This is a genomic window from Kitasatospora sp. NPDC036934 (assembly GCF_055608425.1).
This window is the reverse complement of record NZ_JBVJQR010000022.1, coordinates 80840-104853: the sequence shown is the minus strand read 5'-3', so window position 1 is coordinate 104853 and position 24014 is coordinate 80840. Positions and strand designations below refer to the sequence as shown.

22 protein-coding genes and 1 pseudogene are annotated in these 24014 nt (G+C 73.9%); 17 read left to right on the top strand and 6 right to left on the bottom strand.

Annotation, left to right across the window (positions count from 1 at the left end):
* Positions 1-26 precede the first annotated feature (26 nt).
* The 12 genes and pseudogenes from ACZ7BZ_RS28965 to ACZ7BZ_RS28910 all read left to right on the top strand — a co-directional run bounded on the left by ACZ7BZ_RS28965 (position 27) and on the right by ACZ7BZ_RS28910 (position 14350).
* Positions 27-1394 carry a DUF6271 family protein gene (locus tag ACZ7BZ_RS28965; protein ID WP_470360901.1) on the top strand — a complete coding sequence of 456 codons (1368 nt, stop codon included), beginning with the start codon at positions 27-29 and terminating at the stop codon, positions 1392-1394.
* The gene (locus ACZ7BZ_RS28960) at positions 1391-1888 is read left to right on the top strand and encodes a GNAT family N-acetyltransferase (protein WP_470360900.1); all 498 of its coding nucleotides are present in this window, start codon (positions 1391-1393) and stop codon (positions 1886-1888) included. The genes ACZ7BZ_RS28965 and ACZ7BZ_RS28960 overlap by 4 nt, the downstream gene beginning before the upstream one ends.
* A gap of 200 nt (positions 1889-2088) precedes the next feature.
* Positions 2089-3270 (top strand): hypothetical protein, encoded by a 1182-nt coding sequence (locus tag ACZ7BZ_RS28955; RefSeq protein ID WP_470360899.1) that lies wholly within the window; start codon positions 2089-2091, stop codon positions 3268-3270.
* 208 nt (positions 3271-3478) lie between these two features.
* Positions 3479-5089, top strand: a pseudogene (locus ACZ7BZ_RS28950) (AMP-binding protein); the annotation flags it as partial.
* A 93-nt stretch (positions 5090-5182) separates the two neighbouring features.
* Positions 5183-5518, top strand: coding sequence for an acyl-CoA thioesterase (locus ACZ7BZ_RS28945; protein ID WP_380463413.1), 336 nt, complete (start codon positions 5183-5185; stop codon positions 5516-5518).
* Positions 5515-7920: an oxidoreductase gene (locus ACZ7BZ_RS28940; protein ID WP_470360898.1), complete on the top strand. Its 2406-nt coding sequence runs from the start codon at positions 5515-5517 to the stop codon at positions 7918-7920. Before ACZ7BZ_RS28945 ends, ACZ7BZ_RS28940 begins: the two co-directional genes overlap by 4 nt.
* Before the next feature lie 15 nt (positions 7921-7935).
* Complete coding sequence (locus ACZ7BZ_RS28935; RefSeq protein ID WP_470360897.1) at positions 7936-8955, top strand: carbon-nitrogen hydrolase family protein; 1020 nt, start codon at positions 7936-7938, stop codon at positions 8953-8955.
* 13 nt (positions 8956-8968) lie between these two features.
* The gene (locus ACZ7BZ_RS28930) at positions 8969-10090 is read left to right on the top strand and encodes a cupin domain-containing protein (RefSeq protein WP_470360896.1); all 1122 of its coding nucleotides are present in this window, start codon (positions 8969-8971) and stop codon (positions 10088-10090) included.
* 15 nt (positions 10091-10105) lie between these two features.
* Positions 10106-10999 carry a fumarylacetoacetate hydrolase family protein gene (locus ACZ7BZ_RS28925; RefSeq protein WP_470360895.1) on the top strand — a complete coding sequence of 298 codons (894 nt, stop codon included), beginning with the start codon at positions 10106-10108 and terminating at the stop codon, positions 10997-10999.
* Between the two features lie 16 nt (positions 11000-11015).
* A complete protein-coding gene (locus ACZ7BZ_RS28920) occupies positions 11016-11768 on the top strand; it encodes a maleate cis-trans isomerase family protein (RefSeq protein WP_470360894.1) in 753 nt (250 codons plus the stop codon).
* Positions 11769-11810: 42 nt separating this feature from the next.
* Complete coding sequence (locus ACZ7BZ_RS28915; RefSeq protein ID WP_470360893.1) at positions 11811-12734, top strand: PaaX family transcriptional regulator; 924 nt, start codon at positions 11811-11813, stop codon at positions 12732-12734.
* Entirely contained in the window at positions 12731-14350 is a 1620-nt protein-coding gene (locus tag ACZ7BZ_RS28910; protein ID WP_470360892.1) for an amidohydrolase, read from the top strand. Before ACZ7BZ_RS28915 ends, ACZ7BZ_RS28910 begins: the two co-directional genes overlap by 4 nt.
* Positions 14351-14367: 17 nt before the next feature.
* On the opposite strand, the gene ACZ7BZ_RS28905 is transcribed toward ACZ7BZ_RS28910, so the two are convergent.
* Positions 14368-14886: a universal stress protein gene (locus tag ACZ7BZ_RS28905; RefSeq protein WP_470360891.1), complete on the bottom strand. Its 519-nt coding sequence runs from the start codon at positions 14884-14886 to the stop codon at positions 14368-14370.
* 129 nt (positions 14887-15015) lie between these two features.
* Entirely contained in the window at positions 15016-15624 is a 609-nt protein-coding gene (locus ACZ7BZ_RS28900; RefSeq protein WP_470360890.1) for a hypothetical protein, read from the bottom strand.
* 136 nt (positions 15625-15760) lie between these two features.
* Between ACZ7BZ_RS28900 and ACZ7BZ_RS28895 the strand changes: the two genes are divergently transcribed.
* The 3 genes from ACZ7BZ_RS28895 to ACZ7BZ_RS28885 all read left to right on the top strand — a co-directional run bounded on the left by ACZ7BZ_RS28895 (position 15761) and on the right by ACZ7BZ_RS28885 (position 17894).
* Complete coding sequence (locus ACZ7BZ_RS28895; RefSeq protein ID WP_470360889.1) at positions 15761-16396, top strand: alpha-ketoglutarate-dependent dioxygenase AlkB; 636 nt, start codon at positions 15761-15763, stop codon at positions 16394-16396.
* 108 nt (positions 16397-16504) lie between these two features.
* Complete coding sequence (locus ACZ7BZ_RS28890) at positions 16505-17254, top strand: VOC family protein (protein WP_470360888.1); 750 nt, start codon at positions 16505-16507, stop codon at positions 17252-17254.
* Positions 17255-17288: 34 nt separating this feature from the next.
* Positions 17289-17894 carry a DUF7691 family protein gene (locus tag ACZ7BZ_RS28885; RefSeq protein ID WP_470360887.1) on the top strand — a complete coding sequence of 202 codons (606 nt, stop codon included), beginning with the start codon at positions 17289-17291 and terminating at the stop codon, positions 17892-17894.
* A gap of 109 nt (positions 17895-18003) precedes the next feature.
* Here ACZ7BZ_RS28885 and ACZ7BZ_RS28880 read toward each other — a convergent pair whose 3' ends face one another.
* The 3 genes from ACZ7BZ_RS28880 to ACZ7BZ_RS28870 are packed head-to-tail and all read right to left on the bottom strand — an operon-like array spanning position 18004 to position 21189.
* Positions 18004-18852, bottom strand: a complete 849-nt coding sequence (locus ACZ7BZ_RS28880) for a carbohydrate ABC transporter permease (RefSeq protein ID WP_470360886.1) — start codon at positions 18850-18852, stop codon at positions 18004-18006.
* On the bottom strand, positions 18849-19826 hold the full coding sequence (locus ACZ7BZ_RS28875; RefSeq protein ID WP_380461112.1) for a carbohydrate ABC transporter permease: 978 nt from the start codon (positions 19824-19826) through the stop codon (positions 18849-18851). Before ACZ7BZ_RS28875 ends, ACZ7BZ_RS28880 begins: the two co-directional genes overlap by 4 nt.
* A 52-nt stretch (positions 19827-19878) precedes the next feature.
* The gene (locus tag ACZ7BZ_RS28870) at positions 19879-21189 is read right to left on the bottom strand and encodes an extracellular solute-binding protein (RefSeq protein WP_380461111.1); all 1311 of its coding nucleotides are present in this window, start codon (positions 21187-21189) and stop codon (positions 19879-19881) included.
* A 327-nt stretch (positions 21190-21516) separates the two neighbouring features.
* Here ACZ7BZ_RS28870 and ACZ7BZ_RS28865 point away from each other — a divergent pair, with 327 nt between their 5' ends.
* Both ACZ7BZ_RS28865 and ACZ7BZ_RS28860 read left to right on the top strand, forming a co-directional pair.
* Entirely contained in the window at positions 21517-22431 is a 915-nt protein-coding gene (locus tag ACZ7BZ_RS28865; RefSeq protein WP_470360885.1) for an IclR family transcriptional regulator, read from the top strand.
* A gap of 224 nt (positions 22432-22655) precedes the next feature.
* Positions 22656-23369 carry a dienelactone hydrolase family protein gene (locus tag ACZ7BZ_RS28860; protein ID WP_470360884.1) on the top strand — a complete coding sequence of 238 codons (714 nt, stop codon included), beginning with the start codon at positions 22656-22658 and terminating at the stop codon, positions 23367-23369.
* Between the two features lie 31 nt (positions 23370-23400).
* Here ACZ7BZ_RS28860 and ACZ7BZ_RS28855 read toward each other — a convergent pair whose 3' ends face one another.
* Positions 23401-23925 carry a universal stress protein gene (locus tag ACZ7BZ_RS28855; RefSeq protein WP_470360883.1) on the bottom strand — a complete coding sequence of 175 codons (525 nt, stop codon included), beginning with the start codon at positions 23923-23925 and terminating at the stop codon, positions 23401-23403.
* Positions 23926-24014 lie beyond the last annotated feature (89 nt).

Below are 24014 nucleotides of genomic sequence, written 5' to 3'. Positions count from 1 at the left end.
TGACGAAAAGACGGAGAACCACCGCCATGCAGAGAATCTGCCTCGCCCTGCCGACCATGCGTCCCTGCCCCGAGACCATCGCGGAACTCGCCGAGGAGGCGGCCTACGCCGTCGCCAACTTCGGGGTCGAGGCGCACCTCCTCATCCTCGACACCACCGGTGCCGCCGAGTTCGCGCAGAACGCGCGCGCCGTGGCCGCGCTGGAGCCGACCCCCGGCGTGGTCGTCCACCACCTGGGCGAGGAGCGGCAGCGGGACTTCCTGCGCCGGGTGGCCGAGCGCTCCGGCGCCGCCGACCCCGAGCTGCTGCTCGACCTGATGCTCCCGCCGGCCGTCGCGTACGGCTCCTGCGTCAACCGGCTGTTCCTGGGCGCAGCCGCCCTGGGCTGCACCTCGGCGCACCTGCGCAACGACGACGCCGACTTCCAGGTCGTCGACGGCGAGAAGGTCTTCCCGATCCACCACGAGCTGCTCTCGATCGGCCGGCCGGCCGGCGAGGCGGTGGCCGGCGTGTCCCGCTCCGAGCTCGACCCGGCCGACGCGGACAAGCCGGTGATGCTGGTCAGCGGCTCCTTCATCGGCGAACTCAACGTGGACATCAGCGAGATCCACGAGCTGGACCCGGCCGTCTACCGCGACGTGGTGCGCCTGTGGACCCCGCCGGTGTGGCCGGAGGAGGACCGCGACGCGATGGTGGAGGTCTCCTTCAAGGGCTCCGACTCCGGGCCGTTCAGCTCCGACGACTCCGTCCTCGGCGTGCCCGACATCTGGGACGTCTACATGTGCAACATCGCCCTGGACCACCGGGCCTACGAGGTGCTGCCGCTCCTGCCCTCGATCGAGACCATCGGCAGCGACTACGCCCTGCTGCACGCCCTGGTCCACTCCCGGCTGCCCGGCGTCGTCCACAACCGCCACATCGTCAACTACTACACGCCCGAACGCCGCACTGGCGCCGGCTTCATCGCCTACCAGCTGCGGTTCGTCAAGTTCCTGCTCTCGATGCTGTACCTGTACCCGGTCTACGGCGGGATGATCGACCTCGGCCGCGAGCTGCTGGACGAGCGGCACGGGCTGAAGGTCGAGCCCGTCCTCGACCTGATCCGGGGCAGCGTCGACTGGGACCGGGCCGGGAACGAGCACTGCCTGGACGTCCTGGACCGCTCCTACCGCAAGCTGGGCGGCAAGTACGCCGAACTCGCGGACGTGGTGGCCGAGCGGCGCCCGCAGCTCCTGGACGAGGCCCGGCAGGACGCCGAGCGCTGGGCGGTGCTGGTGGAGGCCTGGGCAGCGCTGGTGACCGCCGCCCGCGCCCAGGGCCTGGACGCCGGCCCCCAGGGTCCGGAAGCCGACGCAGCGGGCCCGGACGCCGACGCGGAGGTGCCGGCCCGGTGAGCGGGGACCTCCGGATCCGACGACTGGCCGACGACGACTGGGACGCCGTGGTCGCACTGGAACACGACGCCTACGCGGCCGACGGCCTGTCGGAAGGTCGGGAGGCCCTGCAGTCCCGGGCCCGCAGCTCGCCGGCCACCTGCTTCGTGCTGGAACACCGGGGCGTCGTCCGCGGCTACCTGCTCAGCCTGCCGTACCCGCCCCTGCGCTGCCCGGACCTCACCCGGCCGGAGGAGAGCACGTACGCCTCCACCAACCTGCACGTGCACGACCTGGTGATCGCCGAGGACCTGCGCGGCCGGGACGTCGCGCTCGGGTTCATGCGGCACTTCCGGACGCAGGCCGAGGAGTCGGGCTTCGAGCGGATCTCGATGGTCGCGGTGCGCGGCGCCGACATCCTGCTGCGGCTGCTCGGCTACCGGGCGCACCGGGAGGTGGCGGTGCCGGACTGCTACGGGCGCCGCGCGGTCTACATGTCGACGCCGGTGCGCTGACCGCCGCCGCGTCCTGCACGCGGCGGCCCGGCGGCCCGGCGGCCGCGCACCCTCGCGCCGGTACGCCTGGAGGAGCCGTCGGGTGCCCGGTGCGTCCGGGCGCGGTTGCAGTTCAGTCTCCGTTCGGTCCGGTGGGGGTGCGTCCCGGCCACCGGTCCGGGAGCCTGGTGGCAAGGACTCATGCGGCGGGGGGAGTTGCCATGGGGGACGGCCAGGAGCTGGTACCGGGCGTGGTGCGGGCGCTGGTCCGGCTGGCCCGGGGTGCGACGGGCGGGGCGGGGCAGCCGGTGGCCGAGGTGGTGCGGGCCCGGCTGCGGCTGATGCCGGAGGGGGCGCGGGCCCTGGCGGCGATCGAGGGCGGGCCGGACGATCCGCGGGCGCGCGCCGCGCTGGCCACGGCCGTCAGCCAACTGCTGTCCACCGACCAGGGGTTCGCCCAGTACCTGGGCACCACCACGCTCGGCACACCGACCGGTCCGAGCACCGTCCGGCTACGGACCGGTCAAGCGGCCGACCCGCGCACCGTCCAGCTACGGACCGACCCCGAAGCGGACCCCCGCACCGTCCAGCTACGCGGCAATCCGGAGGCCGACCCCCGCACCGTCCAACTACGCGGCAATCCGGAGGCCGACCCCCGCACCGTCCAACTACGGACCGGCCCGACCACCGGCCCGACCACCGTCCAGCTCCGGGTCGACCCGGCCGCCGCCGGCGCCCGGGCCCTGGCCGCCCGGCGCGGCAACCTCGCGATCATCGTCGCCCTGGCCCTGGTCCTGATCGCCGCGCTGGTCTCACTGGGCATCAACCTCGGCTCGCGCCCGCTACTGCACCCCACCGGGCCGGACTTCGCCCACGCCGCCCGGACCGTCCGCGACCCCGCGCAGGCGCAGGGCGTGCTGCCGGACGTGGCGGCGATGCCGGCCGGCTGGCAGGTGGAGAGCGGGCCGCGCTCCGGGACCGGCGGCGGGCCGGACGTGCCGTGTCTGCTCCCGGACGCCTGCGACCAGCAACTCGCTTACGCCACCGTGGCGTTCCACGCCGTTCCGGCCCAGACCGTACGGTTCACCGTGGTCGGCTTCAGCTCCGCCGAGGCGGCCGGCCGGGCCTTCGGCAGCATGCTCGGCCCGGGCGACGGCCAGGAGGCCGCCACCACCGTGACCATCCCGTCGATCGGCGACCAGAGCGCCGCCCGCACCCGGGGCGCGTCGGCGACGGAGGCCGTGGTGCGGGTCGGCTCGACCCTGCTGTCCGTGCAGGACGACGGGCCGGGCGCGGCCGCCACCACGCCCGCCCTGGTCCTGTTCACCCGGCTGCTCGCCGAGCGGGCCCAGCAGTCCCAGGACGACCGCGCGCCGGACGCGACCTTCCAGTCCGCCGCCTGAACGCCCGAACACCTGAACCCCGGGAACCACGCCGCACCCAACCCGGAATCCCCTCACGCCCCGCAGGCCCCACCGGCCCGCGGGGCGTTCCGTCTGCCCGGCCGCACCTCCCACCGCGGTAGCCCGAATGCATGTATCGCTCTCTTGACTGGCGTCACGAGAGCGCCATACTGGCTTCACTCCCGCTCGCACAACGAGGTGCCCGCCCATGGAGCTCTCCCCCTCGGCGCACGTGGACACGTTCTGCCGAGACCATCTTCCGCCCTTCGACCAGTGGCCGGAACTCCTCTTCGAACTCCCGGAGTTGGCCTACCCCGACCGCCTGAACTGCGCCGCGGCCCTGCTCGACGACACCATCGCCCGCCTCGGACCGGACCGCCGCTGCCTGCTCACCCCGACCGAGCGGTGGAGCTACGGCGACCTGCGCGACCACGCCGACCGGATCGCCGGACTGCTCACCGAGGAGCTGGGCCTGGCCACCGGCAACCGGGTCCTGCTGCGCGGCCCCAACACGCCCTGGCTGGCCGCCTGTTGGCTCGGCGTCCTGAAGGCCGGCGGAGTGGTGGTCACCACCATGCCGCTGCTGCGCGCGGCCGAGCTGACCGAACTGACCCGGATCGCCCGCCCCACCATCGCCCTGTGCGACCACCGCTTCCTCGCCGAACTCGACCGGGCCGCCACCCCCGGCCTGCGCGTCCTGCCCTTCGGCGGCCCCGGCCCGGAAGACCTCACCGCCCGCTGCGCCGACCGGCGCCCCGGCTTCACCGCCGTACCGACCGCCGCCGACGACGTCGCACTGATCGCCTTCACGTCCGGCACCACCGGCCGCCCCAAGGCCACCCTGCACTTCCACCGCGACGTGCTGGCCAACGCCGACACCTTCTCCCGCCACCTGCTCCGCCCCACCCCCGACGACCTGTTCACCGGCACCCCGCCGCTCGGCTTCACCTTCGGCCTCGGCGGCCTGCTGGTCTTCCCGCTGCGGGCCGGCGCCGCCAGCCTGCTGCTGGAGCAGGCCGCCCCCGAGCAACTCGCCGAGCTGGTCCGGCGGCACGGCGTGAGCGTGCTGTTCACCGCCCCGACCGCCTACCGGGCGATCCTCGCCGCCGGGCTGGCCGACCGGCTGGCGGGCGTGCGGCGCTGCGTGTCGGCCGGAGAGCCACTGCCCGCAGCCGTCTGGGAGGCCTTCCACGCCGCCACCGGCCGACGCCTGATCGACGGCATCGGCGCCACCGAGCTGCTGCACGTGTTCATCGCGGCCGCCGACGGCGACATCCGGCCCGGCGCCACCGGCCGCCCCGTCCCCGGCTACCGGGCCGCGATACTCGACGACCAGGGCAACCCCCTGCCGGACGGCGAACCCGGGCTGCTCGCCGTCAAGGGCCCGACCGGCTGCCGCTACCTGAACGACGAACGCCAGCACGACTACGTCCGCAACGGCTGGAACCTCACCGGCGACACCTACCTCCGCGACCGGGACGGCTACTTCTGGTACCAGGCCCGCAACGACGACATGATCGTCTCGGCCGGCTACAACATCGCCGGCCCCGAGGTGGAACAGGCGCTCGCCGCCCACCCGGCGGTGGCCGACTGCGCCGTGGTGGCCGCCCCGGACGAGCGGCGCGGCACGGTGGTCAAGGCTTACGTGGTGCTGCGCGAGGGCGCCACGGCCGGCCCGGAGACCGTCAAGGAGCTCCAGGAACACGTCAAGCGCACCATCGCCCCGTACAAGTACCCGCGCGCCGTCGAGTTCGTCACCGGACTGCCGCGCACCGCGACCGGCAAGCTGCTGCGCGCCGAACTCCGCCGGAGGGCCGCCCTGGAACCGCGACCGAACCCCGCCAGTGTCACCATCGAGCGCCGGGTCGAGTGGTCCGACACCGACGCCGCCGGGCACTACCACTTCTCCGCCGTGCAACGCTGGGCCGAGGCGGCGGAGGCGGCGCTGCTGCGCCGGCTCGGGCTGGCCGAGCTGTTCGGGCGGATCCCCCGGGTGCACTTCGAGGCGGACTACCGCGAGCGGCTCTGGTTCGGGGACGTCGTCCGCACCGAGCTGCGGGTGGTCCGGGTCGGCGGCTCCTCGCTGCACTACGCCTTCGAGGTGCACGGGCCGCAGGGCCTGGCCGCCAGCGGCCGGATGTCGGTGGTGCACGCGGCCCCGCACACCAAGGGCGCCGAGCCCTGGCCCGCGCCGGTCCGCCGGGCGCTCGCCGAGGCCGGGCCGCAGCAGGCGGAGGTGCTCGCATGACGGCGGGTGCACCGCGCACCGGCCCACCGCGCCCGGGCCCGGGCCCGGAGGCCCGCCGGATCGCCGTCATCGGCGCCGGCCCGGGCGGGCTCTACTTCGCCGCCCTGGCCAAGCGGTTGGCCCCCGAGCGCGAGATCACCGTGTTCGAACGGGACGGCCGGGAGGACGAATTCGGCTTCGGCGTGGTCTTCTCCGACGAGACCCTGGACGGCATCGCCCAGGCCGACCCCGAGGTCTTCGCCGCGATCAGCGCCGAGTTCGCCCACTGGAGCGACATCGACATCCGCTACGCCGGCCAGGTCCGCACCAGCGGCGGCCACGGCTTCGCCGCCCTGGACCGCAACCGGCTGCGCGCCGTGCTGCAACGGCGCTGCGCCGACCTGGCGGTGGACGTCCGCTACCGCACGCCCGCCCCAGCGGTCGACCGGCTCGCCGCCGAGTACGACCTGGTGGTGGCCGCCGACGGCATCCACTCGGCCACCCGGGCCGCCCACCCCGAGGCGTTCCGCACCGAACTGGACGAGCGGCACTGCCGCTACATCTGGCTCGCCACCGACCGGGTCTTCGAGGCCTTCACCTTCATCGTCGAGGAGTTCGACTTCGGCACCGTCCAGGTGCACGCCTACCCGTACAGCGCCACCCGCTCGACCTTCATCGTCGAGATCGCCGAGGACGCCTGGCGCCGCGCGGGCTTCGAGGCCCTCGCCGCCCGGGAGTCGACCCGCGGCGAGAGCGACACCGCGAGCGTGGCACGCTGCGCCGAACTGCTCGCCGGGCACCTGGACGGCCACCGGCTGATCCCCAACGCCTCCCGCTGGATCCGCTTCACCACGGTACGGAACGCCAGTTGGCGCCACCGCAACACCGTGCTGCTCGGCGACGCCGCGCACTCCGCGCACTTCTCGATCGGCTCGGGCACCAAGCTGGCGCTGGAGGACGCCCTCGCCCTGGCCGCAGCACTGAGCGAACAGCCCACCCTGGACGGCGCGTTGGCCGCCTACGAGGCCGAGCGGCGGCCGGTGGTGGAGTCCACCCAGCGCGCCGCGCAGGCCAGCCTGGAGTGGTTCGAGACGATCGGCCGCCGCACCGGACAGGACGCCGACCGGTTCGCCTTCAACCTGCTCACCCGCAGCCGCCGGGTCACCTACGGCAATCTGCGCGCCCGCGACCCGGAGTTCGTCGCCGCCGTGGACACCGCCGCCGGCGGCGCACCCGGGGTGCCGCCGATGTTCCGGCCGCTGAAGCTGGGCGCACTGGAGCTGCGCAACCGGATCGTCGTCCCCCCGCTGGCCACCTTCACCTCCCCCGACGCCCTGCCCAGCGCCTTCGACCGGGCCCAGCTGACCGCCCACGCACTCGGCGGCGCCGGCCTGGTGATCGCCGGGATGACCGCCGTCAGCCCCGAGGGCCGGACCACCGACCGCTGCCCCGGGCTGTGGACCGACCGCCAGCAGGCCGCCTGGACCGAACTCCGGCGCGCCGTCGCGGCGGTGAGCGACACCCCGGTGGGCATCCAGCTCACCCACGCCGGCCGCCGGGGCGCCACCGCCGCGCCCGGACCGGACGGCATCGGCCGCCCGCTCGCCGAGGGCTGGCCGCTGCTCGCCCCCTCGCCGCTGCCCTGGGACGCCGACAGCCCGACCCCGCACGAGGCCAATGACGTCCAACTGGCCGCCGTCACCGCCGACTTCGCCGACTCCGCCGAACGCGCCGCCCGGGCCGGGTTCGACGTGCTGGAGCTGCAGTTCGGCCACGGACACCTGCTCTCCGCCTTCCTCTCCCCGCTCGCCAACCGCCGCACCGACCGCTACGGCGGCCCGCTCGCCCACCGACTGCGACTGCCGGTCGAGGTGCTGGCCGCCGTCCGCGCCGCCTGGCCCGCCGGGCGGCCGCTGCTGGTGCGGATCTCGGCCGCGGACTGGGCACCCGGCGGCACCACCGAGGCCGAGGCGGTGGCGATCTGCCGGGCGCTGGCCGACGCCGGGGCGGACGCGGTGGACGTGTCCACCGGCGAGGTGGTGGCGCACCAGCGGCCGCCGTACGGGCGCGGCTACCAGACGCCGTTCGCCGAGCTGGTGCGCACCGCCACCGGCCTGCCGACCGTCGCGGTGGGCGCGATCTCCGGCCACGACGACGCCAACTCCGTCCTGCTGGCCGGCCGCGCCGACCTGGTCGCGATCGGCCGGGCCCACCTGCACGACCCCTTCTGGACCCTGCACGCCGCCGCCGACCAGGGCTACACCGGCCCCGGCGCGCCCTGGCCCGAGCCCTGGCTGGCCGGGCGCCGCAAGCCGCCGGGCCCGGGCGCCGACAAGGTCGCCCCGCGCCTGAACCTGCTGCGCGAAGCCGCCCCGCCCGTCCACCGCCGCTGGCTGCCGCCCCCGACCGAGGGCGAGGAGTGAGGAGTGAGGAGAAGCATGGACCTGCCCCGCTTCACCGCCGCCGCCGTCCAGGCCGCCCCGGTCTACCTGGACCCGGCCGCCACAGTGGACAAGGCCGTCGCCCTGATCCAGGAGGCGGCCGGACGCGGCGCCGAACTGGTGGTCTTCCCCGAGGTGTTCGTGCCCGGCTACCCGTACTGGAACTGGACGATGACGCCCGTCCAGGGCTCGCCCTGGTACGAACGGCTGTACCGCGCCGCCGTGGACGTCCCCGGGCCGTACGTCGACACCCTGCGCGCCGCCGCCCGACAGGCCGGGGTGGTGCTGGTGATCGGCGTCAACGAGCGCGGCCGACACAGCCTCGGGGTGCTGTACAACACCCTGCTGATCATCGGCTCGGACGGCGAACTCCTCGGCGTTCACCGCAAGTTGGTCCCGACCTGGGCCGAGAAGCTGACCTGGACCCAGGGTGACGGCAGCTCGCTGAAGGTGCACCGCACGGCCGTCGGTCCGCTCGGCGCGCTGGCCTGCGGCGAGAACACCAACACCCTGGCCCGCTTCACCCTGCTGGCGCAGGGCGAACTCGTCCACGCCGCCAGCTACATCGCCCTGCCGGTGGCCCCCGAGGACTACGACATGGCGGAGGCGATCGCGCTGCGCGCCGCTGCCCACTGCTTCGAGGGCAAGCTGTTCACCGTGGTCTCCTGCTCCACCATCTCGCCCGAGATGGTCGACCTGATCGCCGGCGAGGACCAGCAGGTGCGCAAACAGCTCGCCCGCCCGCGCAACGCGCTGTCCGGGATCTTCGGACCGGACGGCCGGGCGGTCACCGAACCACTGGTGGACGAGGAGGGCATCGTCTACGCCGAGATCGACCTCGGCCGGTGCATCCAGCCCAAGCAGATGCACGACATCATCGGCCACTACAACCGCTTCGACGTCTTCCGGCTGCACGTGGAGGACCGCCCGCTGCGGCCGCTGGCACACCCTCACGACTGCCCCGACCCCACGACTGACCCGCCCGCACGACCGACCCACTCCCGCGACGAGATCTGACCGAGGAGGAGGCATGACCGCCGAAGGCACCTACGACGACGCCCGGATCGGCCGGGCCCGCGTCCAGGACAGCCCCGAACTGCGCGCCTACTACGAGGAGTTGGCCAAGCACGAGGCCGGCGCCCTGTGGACGGTGGCGAACGAGATCGAACCCTGGTACCCCCAGCCGAAGTCCGTCCCGGTGCTCTGGCGCTACGCCGACCTGCGCCCGCTGGTCCGCAAGGCCCTGCCGCTGGTGCAGGCCGACGACGCGGGCCGCCGGGTGGTGATGCTGGTCAACCCAGGACGCCGCGAACTCAGCGCCGCCGTCGGCCTGTTGTACACCGGACTGCAGATCATGGGCCCCGGCGAGGCGATGACCGCCCACCGCCACCAGGCCGCCGCCCTGCGCTTCGTCCACGAGGGCACCGGCGCCTGGACGATCGTCGACGGGCAGAAGCTCAGGGTCGGCCCGCGCGACTTCGCGATCACCCCCAACGGCACCTGGCACGAGCACGGCAACGAGTCCGAGTCCGACCCGGTGATCTGGCAGGACGGCCTGGACATCCCGCTGGTCAACACCCTGGACGCCAACTTCTACGAAGTCCACCCCGACCTCCACCAGCGGCCCGACCCGGTACCGAACTCCTCGCTGCTCAGCTACGGCGGAAACCTGCTCCCGTACGGCGTCGAGAAGTGGACCCGCCCGTACTCGCCGCTGCTCGGCTGGCCCTGGGAGCCCAGCCACCACGCGCTGTGCCGACTCGCCCGCGCCACCGAGGGATCGCCCTACGACGGCGTGATCATGGAGTACACCAACCCGGCCACCGGCGGCTCGGTGATGCCCACCATGGCCGCCCACCTCCAGCTGCTCCGCCCCGGCCAGGCCACCCGCGCCCACCGGCACACCGGCTCGGTGGTCTACACCGCCGCCAAGGGGCGCGGCGTCTCGGTGATCGCCGGGCAGCGCTTCGCGTGGCAGCAGGGCGACGTCTTCGTGGTGCCGTCCTGGGCCTGGCACGAGCACGCGAACCTCGACCAGGGCGAGGACGCCTGCCTGTTCTCCTTCAACGACTTCCCGGTGATGCACTCGCTCGGCCTGTACCGCGAAGAGGCCTTCCCGGACCACGACGGGCACCAGCCCACGACCCCGTAACAGGAGTTCACCGCGATGCAGCTGCTGACCTACCGCGCCGACGGCGACGACACCCCCCGCCTGGGCGCCCGGACCGGCACCGACCGGGTCGCCGACCTGACCGCCCTGGCCGCCGCCGCCGGTGTCGAACTCCCCGGCACCCTCCTGGAGTTGATCAGGGTCGGCGAGCCCGCCCTGGCCACCGCCCGCCGGCTGCTCGACGACCCGGGGCGGACCCGGCCGCTCGCCGAGGTCTCGCTGTGCGCCCCGCTGCGCCCCGGCAAGATCGTCGGCGTCGGCCTCAACTACGTGGAGCACGTGGCCGAGTCCCACCGCAGCCTGGAGACCGAGCGCGAACTCCCGGACCGTCCGGTGCTGTTCGGCAAGCCCGCCACCGCCGTGACCGGCCCCGGCCAGCCGATCCTGCACAACGCCGACCTCACCAAGCAGCTCGACTGGGAGTGCGAACTCGCCGTGGTGATCGGCGAACCCGCCCGCCGGGTGAGCGAACGGGACGCCTGGCGGCACGTGTTCGGCTACAGCATCGTCAACGACATCAGCGCCCGCGACCAGCGCCGCTCCGGCCAGTGGTTCTTCTCCAAGGGCCAGGACAGCTACGCGCCGTTCGGGCCGGTGGTGGTCACCGCCGACGAGATCCCCGACCCCCAGCGGCTCGACCTCTCGCTGCGGGTCAACGGCGAGCTGCGACAGGACTCCAACACCCGCCACATGCTGTTCGGCATCGCCCGGCTGATCGCCGACATCTCGGCCGGCATGACCCTGGAGCCCGGGGACGTGATCGCCACCGGCTCCCCCTCCGGAGTGGGCGCCGGGATGGTCCCGCCGCAGTTCCTGCAGCCCGGCGACCTGGTCGAGGCCACCATCGAGCGGATCGGCACCCTCGCCAACCCCGTGATCGACGCCCGCTGAGAGGAGTCCGGCGCAGATGACCACCTACCGGATCGGCCAGATCGTCCCCAGCTCCAACGTCACCATGGAGACCGAAGTCCCGGCCCTGCTGCGGGCCCGCGAGGCGATCGCCCCCGAGCGGTTCACCTTCCACTCCAGCCGGATGCGGATGACCAGGGTCACCCCCGAGCAACTGCGGGCCATGGACGGCGAGTCCGACCGCTGCGCCGCCGAACTCTCGGACGCCCGGGTCGACGTGATCGGCTACGCCTGTCTGGTGGCGGTGATGGCCACCGGCCCCGGCTACCACCGCGAGGCCGAGCGGCGGCTGCACCGCCGGACCGTCGAGAACGGCGCGCCCGCGCCCGTGGTCACCAGCGCCGGCGCCCTGGTCGCCGGGCTCCAGGTGCTCGGAGCGAAGAAGGTCGCGATGGTCACCCCGTACCTGCGCCCACTGGCCCGGACGGTGGTCGACTACCTCGGCCAGGAGGGCATCGAGGTGCTCGACCACGCCGCCCTGGAGATCGCCGACAACCTGGAGGTGGCCGCCCACGACCCGGCCCGGCTGCCCGCGATCGCCAAGGGCCTCTCGTACGCCGGAGCGGACGCCGTGGTGCTCTCCGCCTGCGTGCAGCTGCCCTCGCTGTCCGCCGTCGAGGAGGCCGAACAGCAGCTCGGCATGCCGGTGGTCTCGGCGGCGATCTGCACCACCCACCAACTGCTGCGGGCGCTCGGCCTGCCCGCCGTCGCCCCCGGCGCCGGGCACCTGCTCTCCGGGGCGTACGGCTGACGTTCTATGATCACCACCAGCCGTCGGGGAGGAGGGCCGGGCATGCCGGAGAGCACGCAGAGCAGCACCCGGCCCAGCTCCCTGATCAACACCGTCTACGGCGAGTTCGTCCGCCGCCTCGGCGGCTGGATATCGATCGCCGACCTGATCGCGCTGATGGCCGAGCTGGACGTCGACGGCCCGGCCGTCCGCTCGGCGATCTCCCGGCTGAAGAAGGCCGGCACCCTGCTCCAGGAGCGCCGCGCGGGCACCGGCTACCGGCTGGCCCCCGCGATGGGCCCGGTGTTCGACGAGGGCGACCGCCGGATCTTCCACAGCCTGGAGCCCGCCGAACTCGCCGACGGCTGGGTGGTGGCGGTCTTCTCGGTGCCCGAGTCCGAGCGCGCCCACCGCCACCAGCTGCGCTCCCGGCTCAGCTGGCTCGGCTTCGGCAACGCCGCCCCCGGCGTCTGGCTGGCCCCCGCCCGGCTGCTGCCGGACGCCCGCCGCCTGCTGGAGCGCCTCGGTCTGAGCGCCTACGTACACCTCTTCCTCTCCGCCGAGTACGCCGGCTTCGCCGAACTCCGTACGGCGGTGGCGAGTTGGTGGGACCTCCCGGCGATCGAGGCGCAGTACGCGGCCTTCACCGACACCTGGCGGCCGGTCGCCGAGGAGCTGCGCGGGCGCGCCCCGGTCGAGGCGGTCGAAGCGGTCGCCACGGTCGAGGCAGTCGGACCGGTCAAGGCGGTCGAGCCGGTCGAGGCGTTCCGCGCCTATGTGCCGATGCTCACCCAGTGGCGCCGGCTGCCGTACCTCGACCCCGGGCTGCCCGAGCCGCTGCTGCCCGCCGACTGGAACGCCCGCCCGGCCCGGGCCGTGTTCACCGAGGTGCACGGGCGGCTCGCCGAGCCGAGCCTGCGGTACGTCGAGAAGGTCACCGGACTGTCCCACCCCGCCGGAGCGCCCCACCCCCAGGAGCAGCCATGACCGCCCCAGCCCCAGCCGACCTGCTGATCCGCGCCGGCGCCGTGCACACCCTGGTGCCGGGCGAGCCGCCGCAGCGGGCGGTGGCCGTCACCGGCGGCCGGATCACGGCGCTCTCCGCCGCGCCGGACGGCCTGGACGCCCTGGTCGGACCGGACACCGAGGTGGTGGACGACCCGTCGGCGACGGTGCTGCCCGCCTTCGACGACACCCACACCCACCTGATCCTGGCCGGGCACAGCGTCCATGGCGTCCCGGTGCACCGGGCCCGGGACCTCGCCGGGTTCCTGGAGCTGATCCGCGAGCGCGCCGCCCGCACCCCGGCCGGGCAGTGGATCGTCACCACGGTCAACTGGCAGGAGGTGCTGCTCGCCGAGCAGCGGATGCCGACCACCGCGGAGCTGGACGGCGCCACCGGCGAGCACCCGGTGCTGGTGCGCCGGGGCGCGTACAACATGGTGCTCAACTCGGCCGCGCTGCGGCTGGCCGGGATCGACGAGTCCACCGAGTCGCCGGACGGCGGCGTGGTCGAGCGCGACGAGCACGGGCGGCTGACCGGCCGGCTGATCAACCGGGCGACCGAGCCGGTCGAGCGGGTGCTGCCGCGCCCGACCCTCGCCGAGCGGATCGAGGGGCTGCGCGCGGCCTCCGCCGACTACGCGGCCACCGGGATCGGCACCGTGCGGGACTGCCTCGTCCCGGTGGAGGACCTCGACGTGCTGGACGCGGCCCGGGCCGGGGGCGCGCTCGCCGTCCGGGTCCGGGCGCTGGTGTCCGGCTTCGCGGCCCGCACCCCCGAGCAGGTGGACGCCCTGCTGGACCGGATGGACGACTGGCGCGCGGACGGCCGGGACGACGATCGACTGAGCCTGTGGGGCGTCAAGTTCGGCATCGACGGCGGCTTCGAGGCGGGCGCCCTGGAACAGCCCTACCAGGGGCAGCCCTGCTACCACGGCCGACTGCTCTGGGAGCCGGAGGAACTGCTCGCGGCGGTGGAGCGGGTGGTCGAACGGGGCTGGCGGGCGGGCGTGCACGCCTGGGGCGACCGCGGGCTGCGGGTGCTGCTGGACGTCTTCGAGCAGGTGCTGAAGCGCCGCCCGGGCCTGCCGCCGGGGACGCTGGTGGTTGAGCACGGCGGACTGGCCCGGCCCGACCAGCGGGCCCGGGCGATCGCCCTCGGCATCCCGGTCACGGTGCAGCACCCGCTGCTGCACGACGGCGCGCTCACCCAGCAGCGCGCCTGGGGCGAGGAGCGCACCGCCGCCCTGTTCCCGCTGCGCGAGTGGCTGGACGAGGGAGCACAGCTCTCGGCCGGCTCGGACTTCCCGGTCGGCCCGTACGGCGCGATGGTGTCGGTGTGGGGCATGACGACCCGCGGCACCACGGCCGGGGTGGTCGGCCCCGAGCACGCGATCGGACGGGCCGAGGCGATCGCGCTGCACACCGTGAACGCCGCCCGGCTGACCGGCGAGAGCGCCGACCGCGGCAGCCTGCGGCCGGGGGCGCTCGCCGACCTCACGCTCTGGCCGGTCGACCCGCTGGACTGCCCGACGGCGGCGCTGCGCGATCTGCTGCCGGCCCGGACGGTGGTCGGCGGCCGGACCGTGCACGAGAACTGACCGGTCGTCAAAATCTCTCAGGCCGCGATGAGTTCCCGCAGGTCGATGCCCCGGTGCAGGGCCCGCAGGTCGTCGTGCAGGTCGGACGGCGGGACGACCAGCACGCCGCCGCGGGCGTGGTCCAGGCAGTAGCGGGCGACCGAGCCGCGCAGCAGTCGACGCACTCGGCCGCGCAGCGAGCCGTGCCGGCCGGCGCTGATCACCAGCAGGTCGCCGGGCCGGCCGGCCGTGGCGGTCAGCACCGGCCCGGCCTCGCCCCGCATCACCAGCGGCTGCACCGGCAGGCCGATCGGCAGCCCGCCGAAGGCCTGGCCGAGCGCGCTCTCCAGCCGGGCCCCGGCGGCGTCCTGCCAGGCGCGCAGCAGCGGCGGGCAGGGCCGGGCCCGGTAGCTGCGCTCGCCGCCGACCGGGGTCCAGGCGAGCACCGGGACCAGGACGGCCTGCCGGGCCCGGGCCTCCTCCGCCGCCCGGTGCAGGGCGGTCAGGCTGTGCAGTGAGCCACTGACTCCGACGATGACGCGGGCGCCGTCCGACATGATCCTTCGCTTTCCGATGTGAAGCCTATCCAGGGTCTGCGATTATGCTGCCACATCGACGCTACGACCTACAAATCTAAGGCATTCACTGAATATCGCCTTACATCTCGCCTTGAAGATCGCGCAGGGTCAGCGCGTCCGGGGCCTCTCGGGCGCCTCGTCCGGCCGGACCTCCTGGAGCAGCCCCCAGGTGAAGTCCGCCGTCCAGGAGCCCACCCGCCCGTCCGCGCCCGGCGCCGCGAAGTCCAGCCGGAAACGGGTCGGCGCACTCCCCTCGCGCGGCAGGGCCCCCGGGAAGGCCGCCCCCACGTCGCCGACCACACAGCCCCACGGCTCCAGGTCGTCGACGGTGCGCAGCACCGGCCCCGGGGCGCCGACCGCCCGGACCAGCCACTCGTTCAGCGCCGGCGCGCCGGCGCCGGCCGGCCCGAGCAGCACCTCGAAGCGCAGCTCGGGCCAGAGAGGCAGCGCCCACTGCCGGGCCGTGCACTCCAGGTCCCCGATCCGGCGCGGCAGACTCACCTCCGCCGGCCCGAGCACGGCGGCGTACCGGGCGGCGCCACGCGGGAACCGGGGCGCCCGGACCATCGCCTGCCAGCGCTTGTTCGCCTCCCGCATCGCGGCCCGGGTGGCGCCGAGCCGCCGCACCGCATCCTCGACCAGCTCGGGGTGGTAGTCGGCCATCCGGCGCAGCAGGAAGAGCTGGAACTCGGTGACGCCGAACCCGTTGATCGCCATACCGGCAGACTAGGGCCCGCCTTCAGACTCCGGTCCGCGGAGCGACGCCGGGGGCGACGCCGGGAGCTTGAAGACAGGCCCTAGCGTCCGGACTTTTGTTCGAGCAGGTGTTCGAACAACGGCGTAGGCTGGGCCCATGCCCGCGACCGTCCACCTCCAGCCGTCACTGTTCGAAGAAGCCACCGACCCCCGGCTCGGCCCGCTCGACGGGCTACGGCGCCTGCCGCTCGGCGACGGCGCATGGCTGGACGTCCTGCCCGGCTGGCTGCACGGCGCGGACCAACTGTTCGAACAGCTGGCCGCGACCGTGACGTGGCGGGCCGAACGGCGCGAGATGTACGAACGCACCGTCGACGTCCCCCGGCTGCTCGCCTCCTACGCCGCCGAGGACGAGCCGCCGCACCCCGTCCTCGGCGAGGCCCGGGCGGCACTGAGCCGGCACTACGCCCCCGAACTGGGCGAGCCCTTCCGCACCCTCGGGCTCTGCTACTACCGGGACGGCCGGGACAGCGTGGCCTGGCACGGCGACCGGATCGGCCGCGGCGCCCGCGAGGACACCATGGTGGCGATCCTCTCCGTCGGCGAGCCCCGGGTCCTCGCACTGCGGCCGCGCTCCGGCGGCGGGGCGGTGGTCCGCCGGCCGCTCGGCCACGGCGACCTCGTGGTGATGGGCGGCTCCTGCCAGCGCACCTGGGAGCACGCGATCCCGAAGACCGCCCGCCCGGTCGGCCCGCGGATCAGCATCCAGTTCCGCCCGCGCGGGGTCGCCTGAGCCAGCACCTCCACCCCCGCCCCTCCCCTACCCCCGCCCCCGTTTGCCGCGCACCGGCCGGGCGCGCAACCTGACGGGGTGGGGCGCGGGGATGACCAGGAGGCCGGCATGCCGAAGGCTGGCAGGTACCACGAGGGCGTCCCCTGCTGGACCGTCCTGACCACCCCGGACCTCCCCCGGGCGCAGCACTTCTACGGCACGCTGTTCGGCTGGGAGTTCGTGCCGACCGGCCCCGCCGAGGCGGTCGCCACCCGCAACGGCGCGCAGGTCGCCGCGCTCGGCGTCGCCCCCGGGCCGACCGGCTGGACCACCCACCTCGCCTGCCGGGACCTGCCCCGTACCGCGGCCGCCGTCCGGGCCGCCGGCGGCCGGATCTCCCGCGAGCCGTACCCGGTGCCCGACCAGGGCCGGGCCGCGCTCGCCGTCGACCCGCTCGGCGCGCCGTTCGGGCTCTGGCAGGGCGACCCGGTCGAGGGCGCCGGGCTGGTCGACGAGCCCGGCACCCTGACCTGGAACGAGCACCTCTCCGCCGACCCGGATGCCGCCCGGGCGTTCTACCACCGGGTCTTCGGCTACGGCTACGACCGCCCGAGGTCGGGCCACACCCTCGCCCGGGTCGCCGGGCTGCCCGCCTGCAGCATCGGCCCCACCACCCCGGGCGCGAGCGCCCCCGGCTGGCTCACCCACTTCGGGACGGCCGACACCGACCGCGCCGCCGCCGCCCTGCGCGCCCTCGGCGGCACCGTCCGCGCCGGACCCGCACCGACACCGTTCGGCCGCTCGGCGCTCGTCCGGGACGCCACCGGCGCGGAGTTCGTGCTGGTCGCCGTCCCGGGCCCGGAGGCCGAGGCGGCCTGAGTCGACTGTCCGTCACGGCCGATACGGTGATCCCATGAGTTCCTTCCTGACGGCGTACCTGACCGACATCGACGACAAGCACACCCTGGCCGGCTGCGCCGACGAGGCCGTACTCCAGGACGTCCTCGGCCACACGGGCGCCGAACTGGACTACGCCGACCAGGAGTTCGCCGACCAGATCGAGGACGGCGCCCCGACCGCCCGCGAGGCGCTGCGCGCGGTGGTGTACGGTGGACCGTACGACGAGGAGCACGCCTTCCAGTACCGCTACGCGTACCGGCACCTGTGCGGCACGGACGCCGCACTCCTGGACAACCGCTCCTTCGGCCCCTTCCGCGGCCTGTGGCTGGACGAGGTCGACGACGGCCTGCGCGCCCACGGCGTCACCGCGGTCTCGCTCTCGGACTTCCACTACGGCAGCGACTTCCCGGCCGGCCTGCCCTACTGCCCCGAAGTGTCCTGCGGCGAGTGGTCGTCCGAGCAGTGCGGGGAGGCACTGCGCCAGTTCGAGCAGGCCGAACGCGATGGCCTGGCACCGGAGTTGGACCGTACGGTGGCCGAGGCCGTCCAGGAGGTCGCCGGCTGGCTGCGCACGGCACGGGAGTTCGAGGGGCACGGAGTCATCGGCTTCGTGTCCTGAACCGGCCCCGGCCGCACGAGGTCGCAGCCGCACGAGGCCCCGGCGCCGAGCCGCCGGGGCCGGTCGGTGGGCCCGGTCGGTGGGCCCGGTCGGTGGGCCCCGTTGGGCGTCAGTCCTTGACCGCGCCCGCCAGCCCCGACACCAGCCGCCGCTGCACCGCGATGAAGAACACCAGCACCGGCACCGTCATCAGCGTGGACGCCGCCATGATCCCGCCCCAGTCGTTCTCGTCCGGCTTGAAGAACACCAGCAGCGCCGAGGGCAGCGTCTGGTTCTGGGTGGCGCTGATGATGAAGGTCTTGGCGAAGACGAAGTCGTTCCACGCCGCGATGAAGGAGAACACGCTGGTCGCGGCCAGGCCCGGAGCCACCAGCGGCAGCAGGATCCGCCACAGGATGCGGGTCCGGCTCGCGCCGTCGATCTGCGCGGCCTCCTCGATCGAGACCGGGACGGCCGCGACGAAGCCGCGCATCATCCAGATCCCGAACGGCAGCGAGAACGCCAACTGCACCAGCACCAGCGAGGCCAGGGTGTTCAGCCCGACGCCCGGGGCGAACCGGCCGGCGTCGCGGAACATGAAGAACAGCGGGATGGTCAGCGCCTCGACCGGGATCATCTGGGCGATCAGGAACAGCACCATGATCGTGGTGCGGAAGCGGAACCTGAACCTGGTCACCGCCACGGCCGCCAGGAACACCACCACCGCCGAGAGCACCACCACCGACAGCGCGACCACCAGGCTGTTCACGAAGTACCGGCCGAAGCCGTCCACGCTGAGCACCTGACGGAAGCTCTCCAGCGTGGGGTGCGCCGTCCACGGCCTCGGATCCAGCGACTGCACCTCGCCCTTGGGCTTGAAGGCCGAGAGCACCATCCAGAAGACCGGGAAGGCGGTGACCGCCGCCAGCAGGATCGCGCCGGCGTCGGCGGCCAGCCGCCACCGCGTACGGGAGTTCACAGTTCGTTCCCCGTCCGTCGCAGGGTGCGGATGTACAGGACCGTCGGGACCACCAGGATCAGCAGCATGATCACGCCGATCGCCGCGCCCAACCCGTACTGCGAGGAGGCGAACGCCTTCTGGTACGCGTACACGTTGAGCACCAGGTTCTGGCCGGCGATGCCGCCGCCCTCGGTCATCACGTAGATCTGGGTGAATACCTTGAAGTCCCAGATCACCGACTGGATCACCACGATGGTCAGGATCGGCCGCAGCATCGGCGCGGTGATCCGGCGGAACGTGGTCCAAGTGCCGGCGCCGTCCAGGGCGGCGGCCTCCATGACCTCCTCCGGGATGGCTCGGATGCCCGCGTAGAGGGTGACCATCACGAACGGGTAGGAGTGCCACACCACCACCGCGCCGACGATCAGGAACGCCGTCCACCTGTCGTAGAACCAGTTGAACTCGTGGAAGCCGCTCAGCCCGAGCTTCACCAGAGTGTGGTTGACCAGCCCGAGATTGGTGTCGAACAGGAAGCTCCACACCGTCGAACCGGTCATCGCGGGCGCCGCCCAGGCGGCCATCGCCGCCGTGGTCAGCACCAGCCGCGGCCAGCGGCCGACCCTGGTCAGCAGCACCGCGAGGGTGGCGCCGACGGCCAGGGTGGCGACCACGCAGAAGGCGGCGAAACCGACGGTCTGCAGCAGCACCGTCCAGAACTGGCCGTCCTCCAGGATCTTCGAGTAGTTGCCGAAGCCGACGAAGGAGGTCGGGGCGCCGCCGGAAGCCTGGGCCTGACCGAAGTCCAGCACGGACAGCAGCCCGAGCTGGTAGATCGGGTAGGCGACCAGCGGGATCAGGATCACCGCGGCCGGCAGCAGCAACAACAACGGGGGCCTGCGACGCCGGCCGCCCGGGGGTGCGGCTGACGCCCTGGCCCCACGGCGCCGCGGGGAGGGCGGCGCCGACGGGGCGGTCGTGGTGGTTGCGGACACGTACGGACCTGCTCTCTGCTCGGCGGGGCTCTGCGTCGGCGGGGTCGGCGGGTCAGTGCGCGGCGAAGGCCGAGTTGATCTGCGCCGCCGCGTCGGCCGAGGCCTTGGCCACGTCCGCCTTGCCGGTGACGACCTGCTGCAGCATGGTCGGGATCACCGACTGGGCGTCGATCTGCGCCCACGCCTGGTCGAGCGGCACGAAGCGGGTGCCGGCCGCGATGGTGTCGGTGAACGGCTTCAGGAAAGGGTCCTTCGCCCCGACCTTGCCGCTGACGGACTTGAGCGTCGGCAGGTTGCCCATCGCGTCGTACATCTGCTCCTGGTAGGCCGGGTTCGCCAGCAGCTCGGCGAACTCGACGGCCAGGGTGCGGTGTTCGGCCGCCTTCATCACCCCGAGGTTGTTGCCGCCCGCGAAGGCCGGGGCGATCGAGCCGGGCTTCTCCCCCGGCAGCGGAACCACCCCGTACTTGCCCTTGACCGCGCCCGCGTCCACCTTGCTGCGATTGGAGTTGACCAGGATCGCCATCGCCGACTTGCCGGCCGCGAACAGGTCGACGGTCTTGCCGCCGGTCAGGTCCGCGCACTGCTGGGCGGGGCAGCCGTCCGCGCCGAACAGGTCGGTGTAGCGCTTGATCCCGGCCTGCGCGGCGGGCGAGTCGATGGCGGACTTGAAGGCCGAGCCGTTCTTCGCGGCGATGTCGCCGCCCGCGTCCCAGACGAAGGGCAGCGCCGCGAAGGTGTACTTGCCGCCGACCGCGATGCCGAAGGTGTCCGGGTGCGCGGCGTGGATCTTCTGCCCGGCGGCGACCAGTTCGGCGTACGAGGCCGGCGGGTTGAGCCCGGCCTCGGTGAACAGGTCGGTGCGGTAGTACAGGGCGCGCACGCCGACCCACCACGGCAGGCCGTAGGTCTTGCCGTCGACCACCGCCGTCTTCGCGATCGCCGGGTCGAGGTCGCCCTTGTCCTGCCACGTGTCCAACTCGGCGCCGATGTCGGCCAGGCCGCCGGCGGCGACGTAGCCGGGCAGGTCGGTGTTGCCGAACTCGACCAGGTCGGGGGCGCTGTTGGGGTCGTTGAAGGCGCCCTTCATCTTGGCGGCGCGGGCCGAGGCGTCGGTGTCGATGTAGCTGACCTTGACGGTGACGCCCTGGTGGGCGGCCTGGAACTCGTTGACGGCCTTGGTGACCACGGCCTCCTTGGCCGCGTTGCCCGCCTCGTTGTACAGCCACACCTGCAGGGTGCCGGTCCGGTCGTCGGCGGCCTTGTCGCCGGCCGGTGCGGCGGTGCCCGGGGCGCAGGCGGTGGCGGCGAGGCAGCCGGCGGCGAGCACGGCCGCGGCGGCGGCCCGACTGGTGAGTCGCATGGGTGGAGACCTCCCCTCCCGACAGCTGCCGCCGAGACGCGGGCCGCTGCGGACGGGCGCGTCGAAGCAGGCCCTGACCGGGGCCGATGGTGGGTGAGTGGTGGGGGTGACGGCAGGGCGCAGCGCCTCGGGTGGGCGACGCCGCCTGTTCGATGGCAGGGACGTTAGGCGTGGCCGATCGGCCCCAACAAGAGGCGGTTCACGAAGTTTTGCACTGCACAACGTTGTATCGAAGACGCGGTGATCCGGGCCCGAAGGGGTACGTTCTGACAACCGCCGCCGACCAGCGGGGGGACCCCAGCAGAACCCGGACCAGGGAACGGACCCATGACGGAGACGTCGCCCAAGACGCCCGCGCCGGCGACCCCAACGCCCGCGCCGGCGCCTCCAACGCCCGCCCAGGCGACCCAAACCCCCGCACCGGCGCCTCCAACGCCCGCGGCCGCGCCCGCGGCGAAACCCACGACCGAACGCAACCAGTCCTCCTCGCTGCGCCGCGCGCTCGCCGTCCTCGGCCACGTCCGGGACCACGGCGACGGGCGTGGCGTCCCGCTCGCCCAACTCGCCGATGCCCTGGGCCTCAACAAGAGCACCGTGCTCCGGTTGGCCGGCCCGCTGCTCGACGAGCACCTGCTCGAACGGGACCGCGAGACAGGCTGGTTCCGCCTCGGCCACGGCGCGCTCCGGCTCGGCCAGGCCTACCTGACCACCCTCGACCTGCGCAGCGTCGCCGCCGAACACCTCCGCCGGCTCCAGCGCGAGGCCGGCGAGACCGTCCACCTGACCGTCTGGCAGTCGCCCGGCATCGTCTACCTGGACAAGGTCGAGGACGAGACCAACGTCCGGATGGCCTCCCGGGTCGGCAGCCGGGCACCCGCCTACTGCACCGCCACCGGAAAGGCGATCCTCGCCTGGCTGCCCGAGGAGGCGGTCACCGAGGTGGTCGCGGCCGGACTGCGCCCGGTCACCGCCTGGACCATCGCGGACGAGACCCGGCTGCGCGCCGACCTCGCCCGGATCCGGGCCCGCGGCTACTCGATCGACGACCGGGAGAACGAACCCGAAGTGCGGTGCGTGGCCGCGCCGATCTTCGACCACACCGGCGAGGTGACGGCCGCGCTGTCCGTCTCCGGCCTCACCTCCCGGATGACCGCGGCCAGGGTCCGCGCCCTCGGCCCGGTCGTCGCCCAGGCCGGCCTGCGGATCTCCCGCGAACTGGGCTCCGACCGCCAGCCGTCCTGAACTCCCCGGCCCCGCTTCGGAAACGCGGACGGGGCCCGGCACCGTGAAGGTGCCGGACCCCGTCCGACCTTGGAGCGCCAGGCCCGGATCGCACGGACTCTTCCTACTGAAAGTAGGACGTGCTCTGGTAGCACCGCTGACGCCTGACGAGGGATCGTCTCCCTCGCGACAGGAAGTACAGTACCAGCTCGGTGATCATGCATCGAACCGGAGGGGGACCCGGCATGACGAACGCTCGACCCGAGACCGTTCCGTACGCGGACGGACGGCTGTTGGACGTCCACCGCCCGACCTCCGCCGCCGGGACCGGGCCCGCCCCGGTCGTCCTGCTCTGGCACGGCTCGGGCCCCGACGAGCGCGACGTGCTGCACACCGTCGCCCAGGAGGCCGCCGGGCTGGGCCTGTTGGTGCTCGTCCCGGACTGGCGCTCCGACCGGGAGGACGGGGGCCGCGCCGAACTGCTCGCCTCGCTGGTCTTCGCCCGCCGCAACGCCGCCGCGTACGGCGGGGATCCGAAGCGCTTCGTGCTGGCCGGCTGGTCGCTCGGCGGCCGGGAGGCCGTCGCGGTGGCCACCCACCCGGACACTCCGGCCGAGCTGCGCCCCACCGCCGCCGTCGGCATCGCCTCCGCCTACGGCCGCCCGGCCGCCACCACCGGCGACAGCCCGCTCGACCTGCTGACGGCGGGGCCCTGTCCGGTGCCGATCCGGCTGGTGCTGGGCACCGCGGACGAGGTGGTGCCCGCCGTCCTCACCCGTGAACTGCACGCGGCCGTCCCGACCGCCGAGCTGCTCGAACTCCCCACCGACCACGCCGGCGTGGTGATGACCAGCTACAGCCCGGAGGTCGGCCGCTGCCTGCCCGCCACCGACCCGGCCACCCTGGCGGCCGGTCGGCAGACCGCCGCCGCGCTCGCCCGGGCGGCCGGGATCTGGTAGCACCGTCTCCCCAACCGGCCTGCCCCGCCGGTCAGTTCCCCACAACCAGATCGCTCTGCCGGCACCCGCGCTCCAGCGCGTCCAGGTCCCGCTGCAGCGGCGGGCGCGGCACGCTGAGCACGGGGCAGGTCGCGTGCCGGACGCAGTAGGCGGTGATCGACGGCCGGATCAGCCGGGAGAGGCGGCCGCGTTCGCGGCCGGCGCCGAGCACCAGGACGTCGCCGGGCCGGTCCGCGCAGCGCAGCAGGGTGTGGGCGGTCTCCCCGCGCATGGCCTGGCAGCGCAGCCGGGCTCCCGCGTACCGCCCGGCGAAGGCCTCGTCGAGCGCCTGCCGCAGCCGGGCGACGGCGGCGTCGCGGCCGGCGTCGACCACCGGCGGACAGACCGTGCGGCGGTACCCGAGTTCCTCGCCCGGCGGCGTCCAGCACAGCACCGCGAGCACCTCGACGTCCGTCCGCCGGGCTTCGGCCACCGCGTGGTGCAGGGCGGCCAGGCTGCCGAGCGAGCCGCTGACACCGACCACGATCCGGCCCTCGTCGGTCCCCGTGTCCGCCATGGCTCGTCCCGCCTCTCCGTCCGCGCCGCCGCGTCGTGGCGGGTCACCCCAGCAAAGCGGGCCGCCGCCGTCCGCTCCGGCCCGTTGAC

Excerpts from the sequence above, each read along its gene's own strand:
- ACZ7BZ_RS28965 (WP_470360901.1), top strand. The coding sequence starts at position 27 with ATGCAGAGAATCTGCCTCGCCCTGCCGACCATGCGTCCCTGCCCCGAG.
- ACZ7BZ_RS28955 (WP_470360899.1), top strand. The coding sequence starts at position 2,089 with ATGGGGGACGGCCAGGAGCTGGTACCGGGCGTGGTGCGGGCGCTGGTC.
- ACZ7BZ_RS28940 (WP_470360898.1), top strand. The coding sequence starts at position 5,515 with ATGACGGCGGGTGCACCGCGCACCGGCCCACCGCGCCCGGGCCCGGGC.
- ACZ7BZ_RS28935 (WP_470360897.1), top strand. The coding sequence starts at position 7,936 with ATGGACCTGCCCCGCTTCACCGCCGCCGCCGTCCAGGCCGCCCCGGTC.
- ACZ7BZ_RS28930 (WP_470360896.1), top strand. The coding sequence starts at position 8,969 with ATGACCGCCGAAGGCACCTACGACGACGCCCGGATCGGCCGGGCCCGC.
- ACZ7BZ_RS28925 (WP_470360895.1), top strand. The coding sequence starts at position 10,106 with ATGCAGCTGCTGACCTACCGCGCCGACGGCGACGACACCCCCCGCCTG.
- ACZ7BZ_RS28920 (WP_470360894.1), top strand. The coding sequence starts at position 11,016 with ATGACCACCTACCGGATCGGCCAGATCGTCCCCAGCTCCAACGTCACC.
- ACZ7BZ_RS28915 (WP_470360893.1), top strand. The coding sequence starts at position 11,811 with ATGCCGGAGAGCACGCAGAGCAGCACCCGGCCCAGCTCCCTGATCAAC.
- ACZ7BZ_RS28910 (WP_470360892.1), top strand. The coding sequence starts at position 12,731 with ATGACCGCCCCAGCCCCAGCCGACCTGCTGATCCGCGCCGGCGCCGTG.
- ACZ7BZ_RS28905 (WP_470360891.1), bottom strand. The coding sequence starts at position 14,886 with ATGTCGGACGGCGCCCGCGTCATCGTCGGAGTCAGTGGCTCACTGCAC.
- ACZ7BZ_RS28900 (WP_470360890.1), bottom strand. The coding sequence starts at position 15,624 with ATGGCGATCAACGGGTTCGGCGTCACCGAGTTCCAGCTCTTCCTGCTG.
- ACZ7BZ_RS28895 (WP_470360889.1), top strand. The coding sequence starts at position 15,761 with ATGCCCGCGACCGTCCACCTCCAGCCGTCACTGTTCGAAGAAGCCACC.
- ACZ7BZ_RS28890 (WP_470360888.1), top strand. The coding sequence starts at position 16,505 with ATGCCGAAGGCTGGCAGGTACCACGAGGGCGTCCCCTGCTGGACCGTC.
- ACZ7BZ_RS28885 (WP_470360887.1), top strand. The coding sequence starts at position 17,289 with ATGAGTTCCTTCCTGACGGCGTACCTGACCGACATCGACGACAAGCAC.
- ACZ7BZ_RS28870 (WP_380461111.1), bottom strand. The coding sequence starts at position 21,189 with ATGCGACTCACCAGTCGGGCCGCCGCCGCGGCCGTGCTCGCCGCCGGC.
- ACZ7BZ_RS28865 (WP_470360885.1), top strand. The coding sequence starts at position 21,517 with ATGACGGAGACGTCGCCCAAGACGCCCGCGCCGGCGACCCCAACGCCC.
- ACZ7BZ_RS28860 (WP_470360884.1), top strand. The coding sequence starts at position 22,656 with ATGACGAACGCTCGACCCGAGACCGTTCCGTACGCGGACGGACGGCTG.
- ACZ7BZ_RS28855 (WP_470360883.1), bottom strand. The coding sequence starts at position 23,925 with ATGGCGGACACGGGGACCGACGAGGGCCGGATCGTGGTCGGTGTCAGC.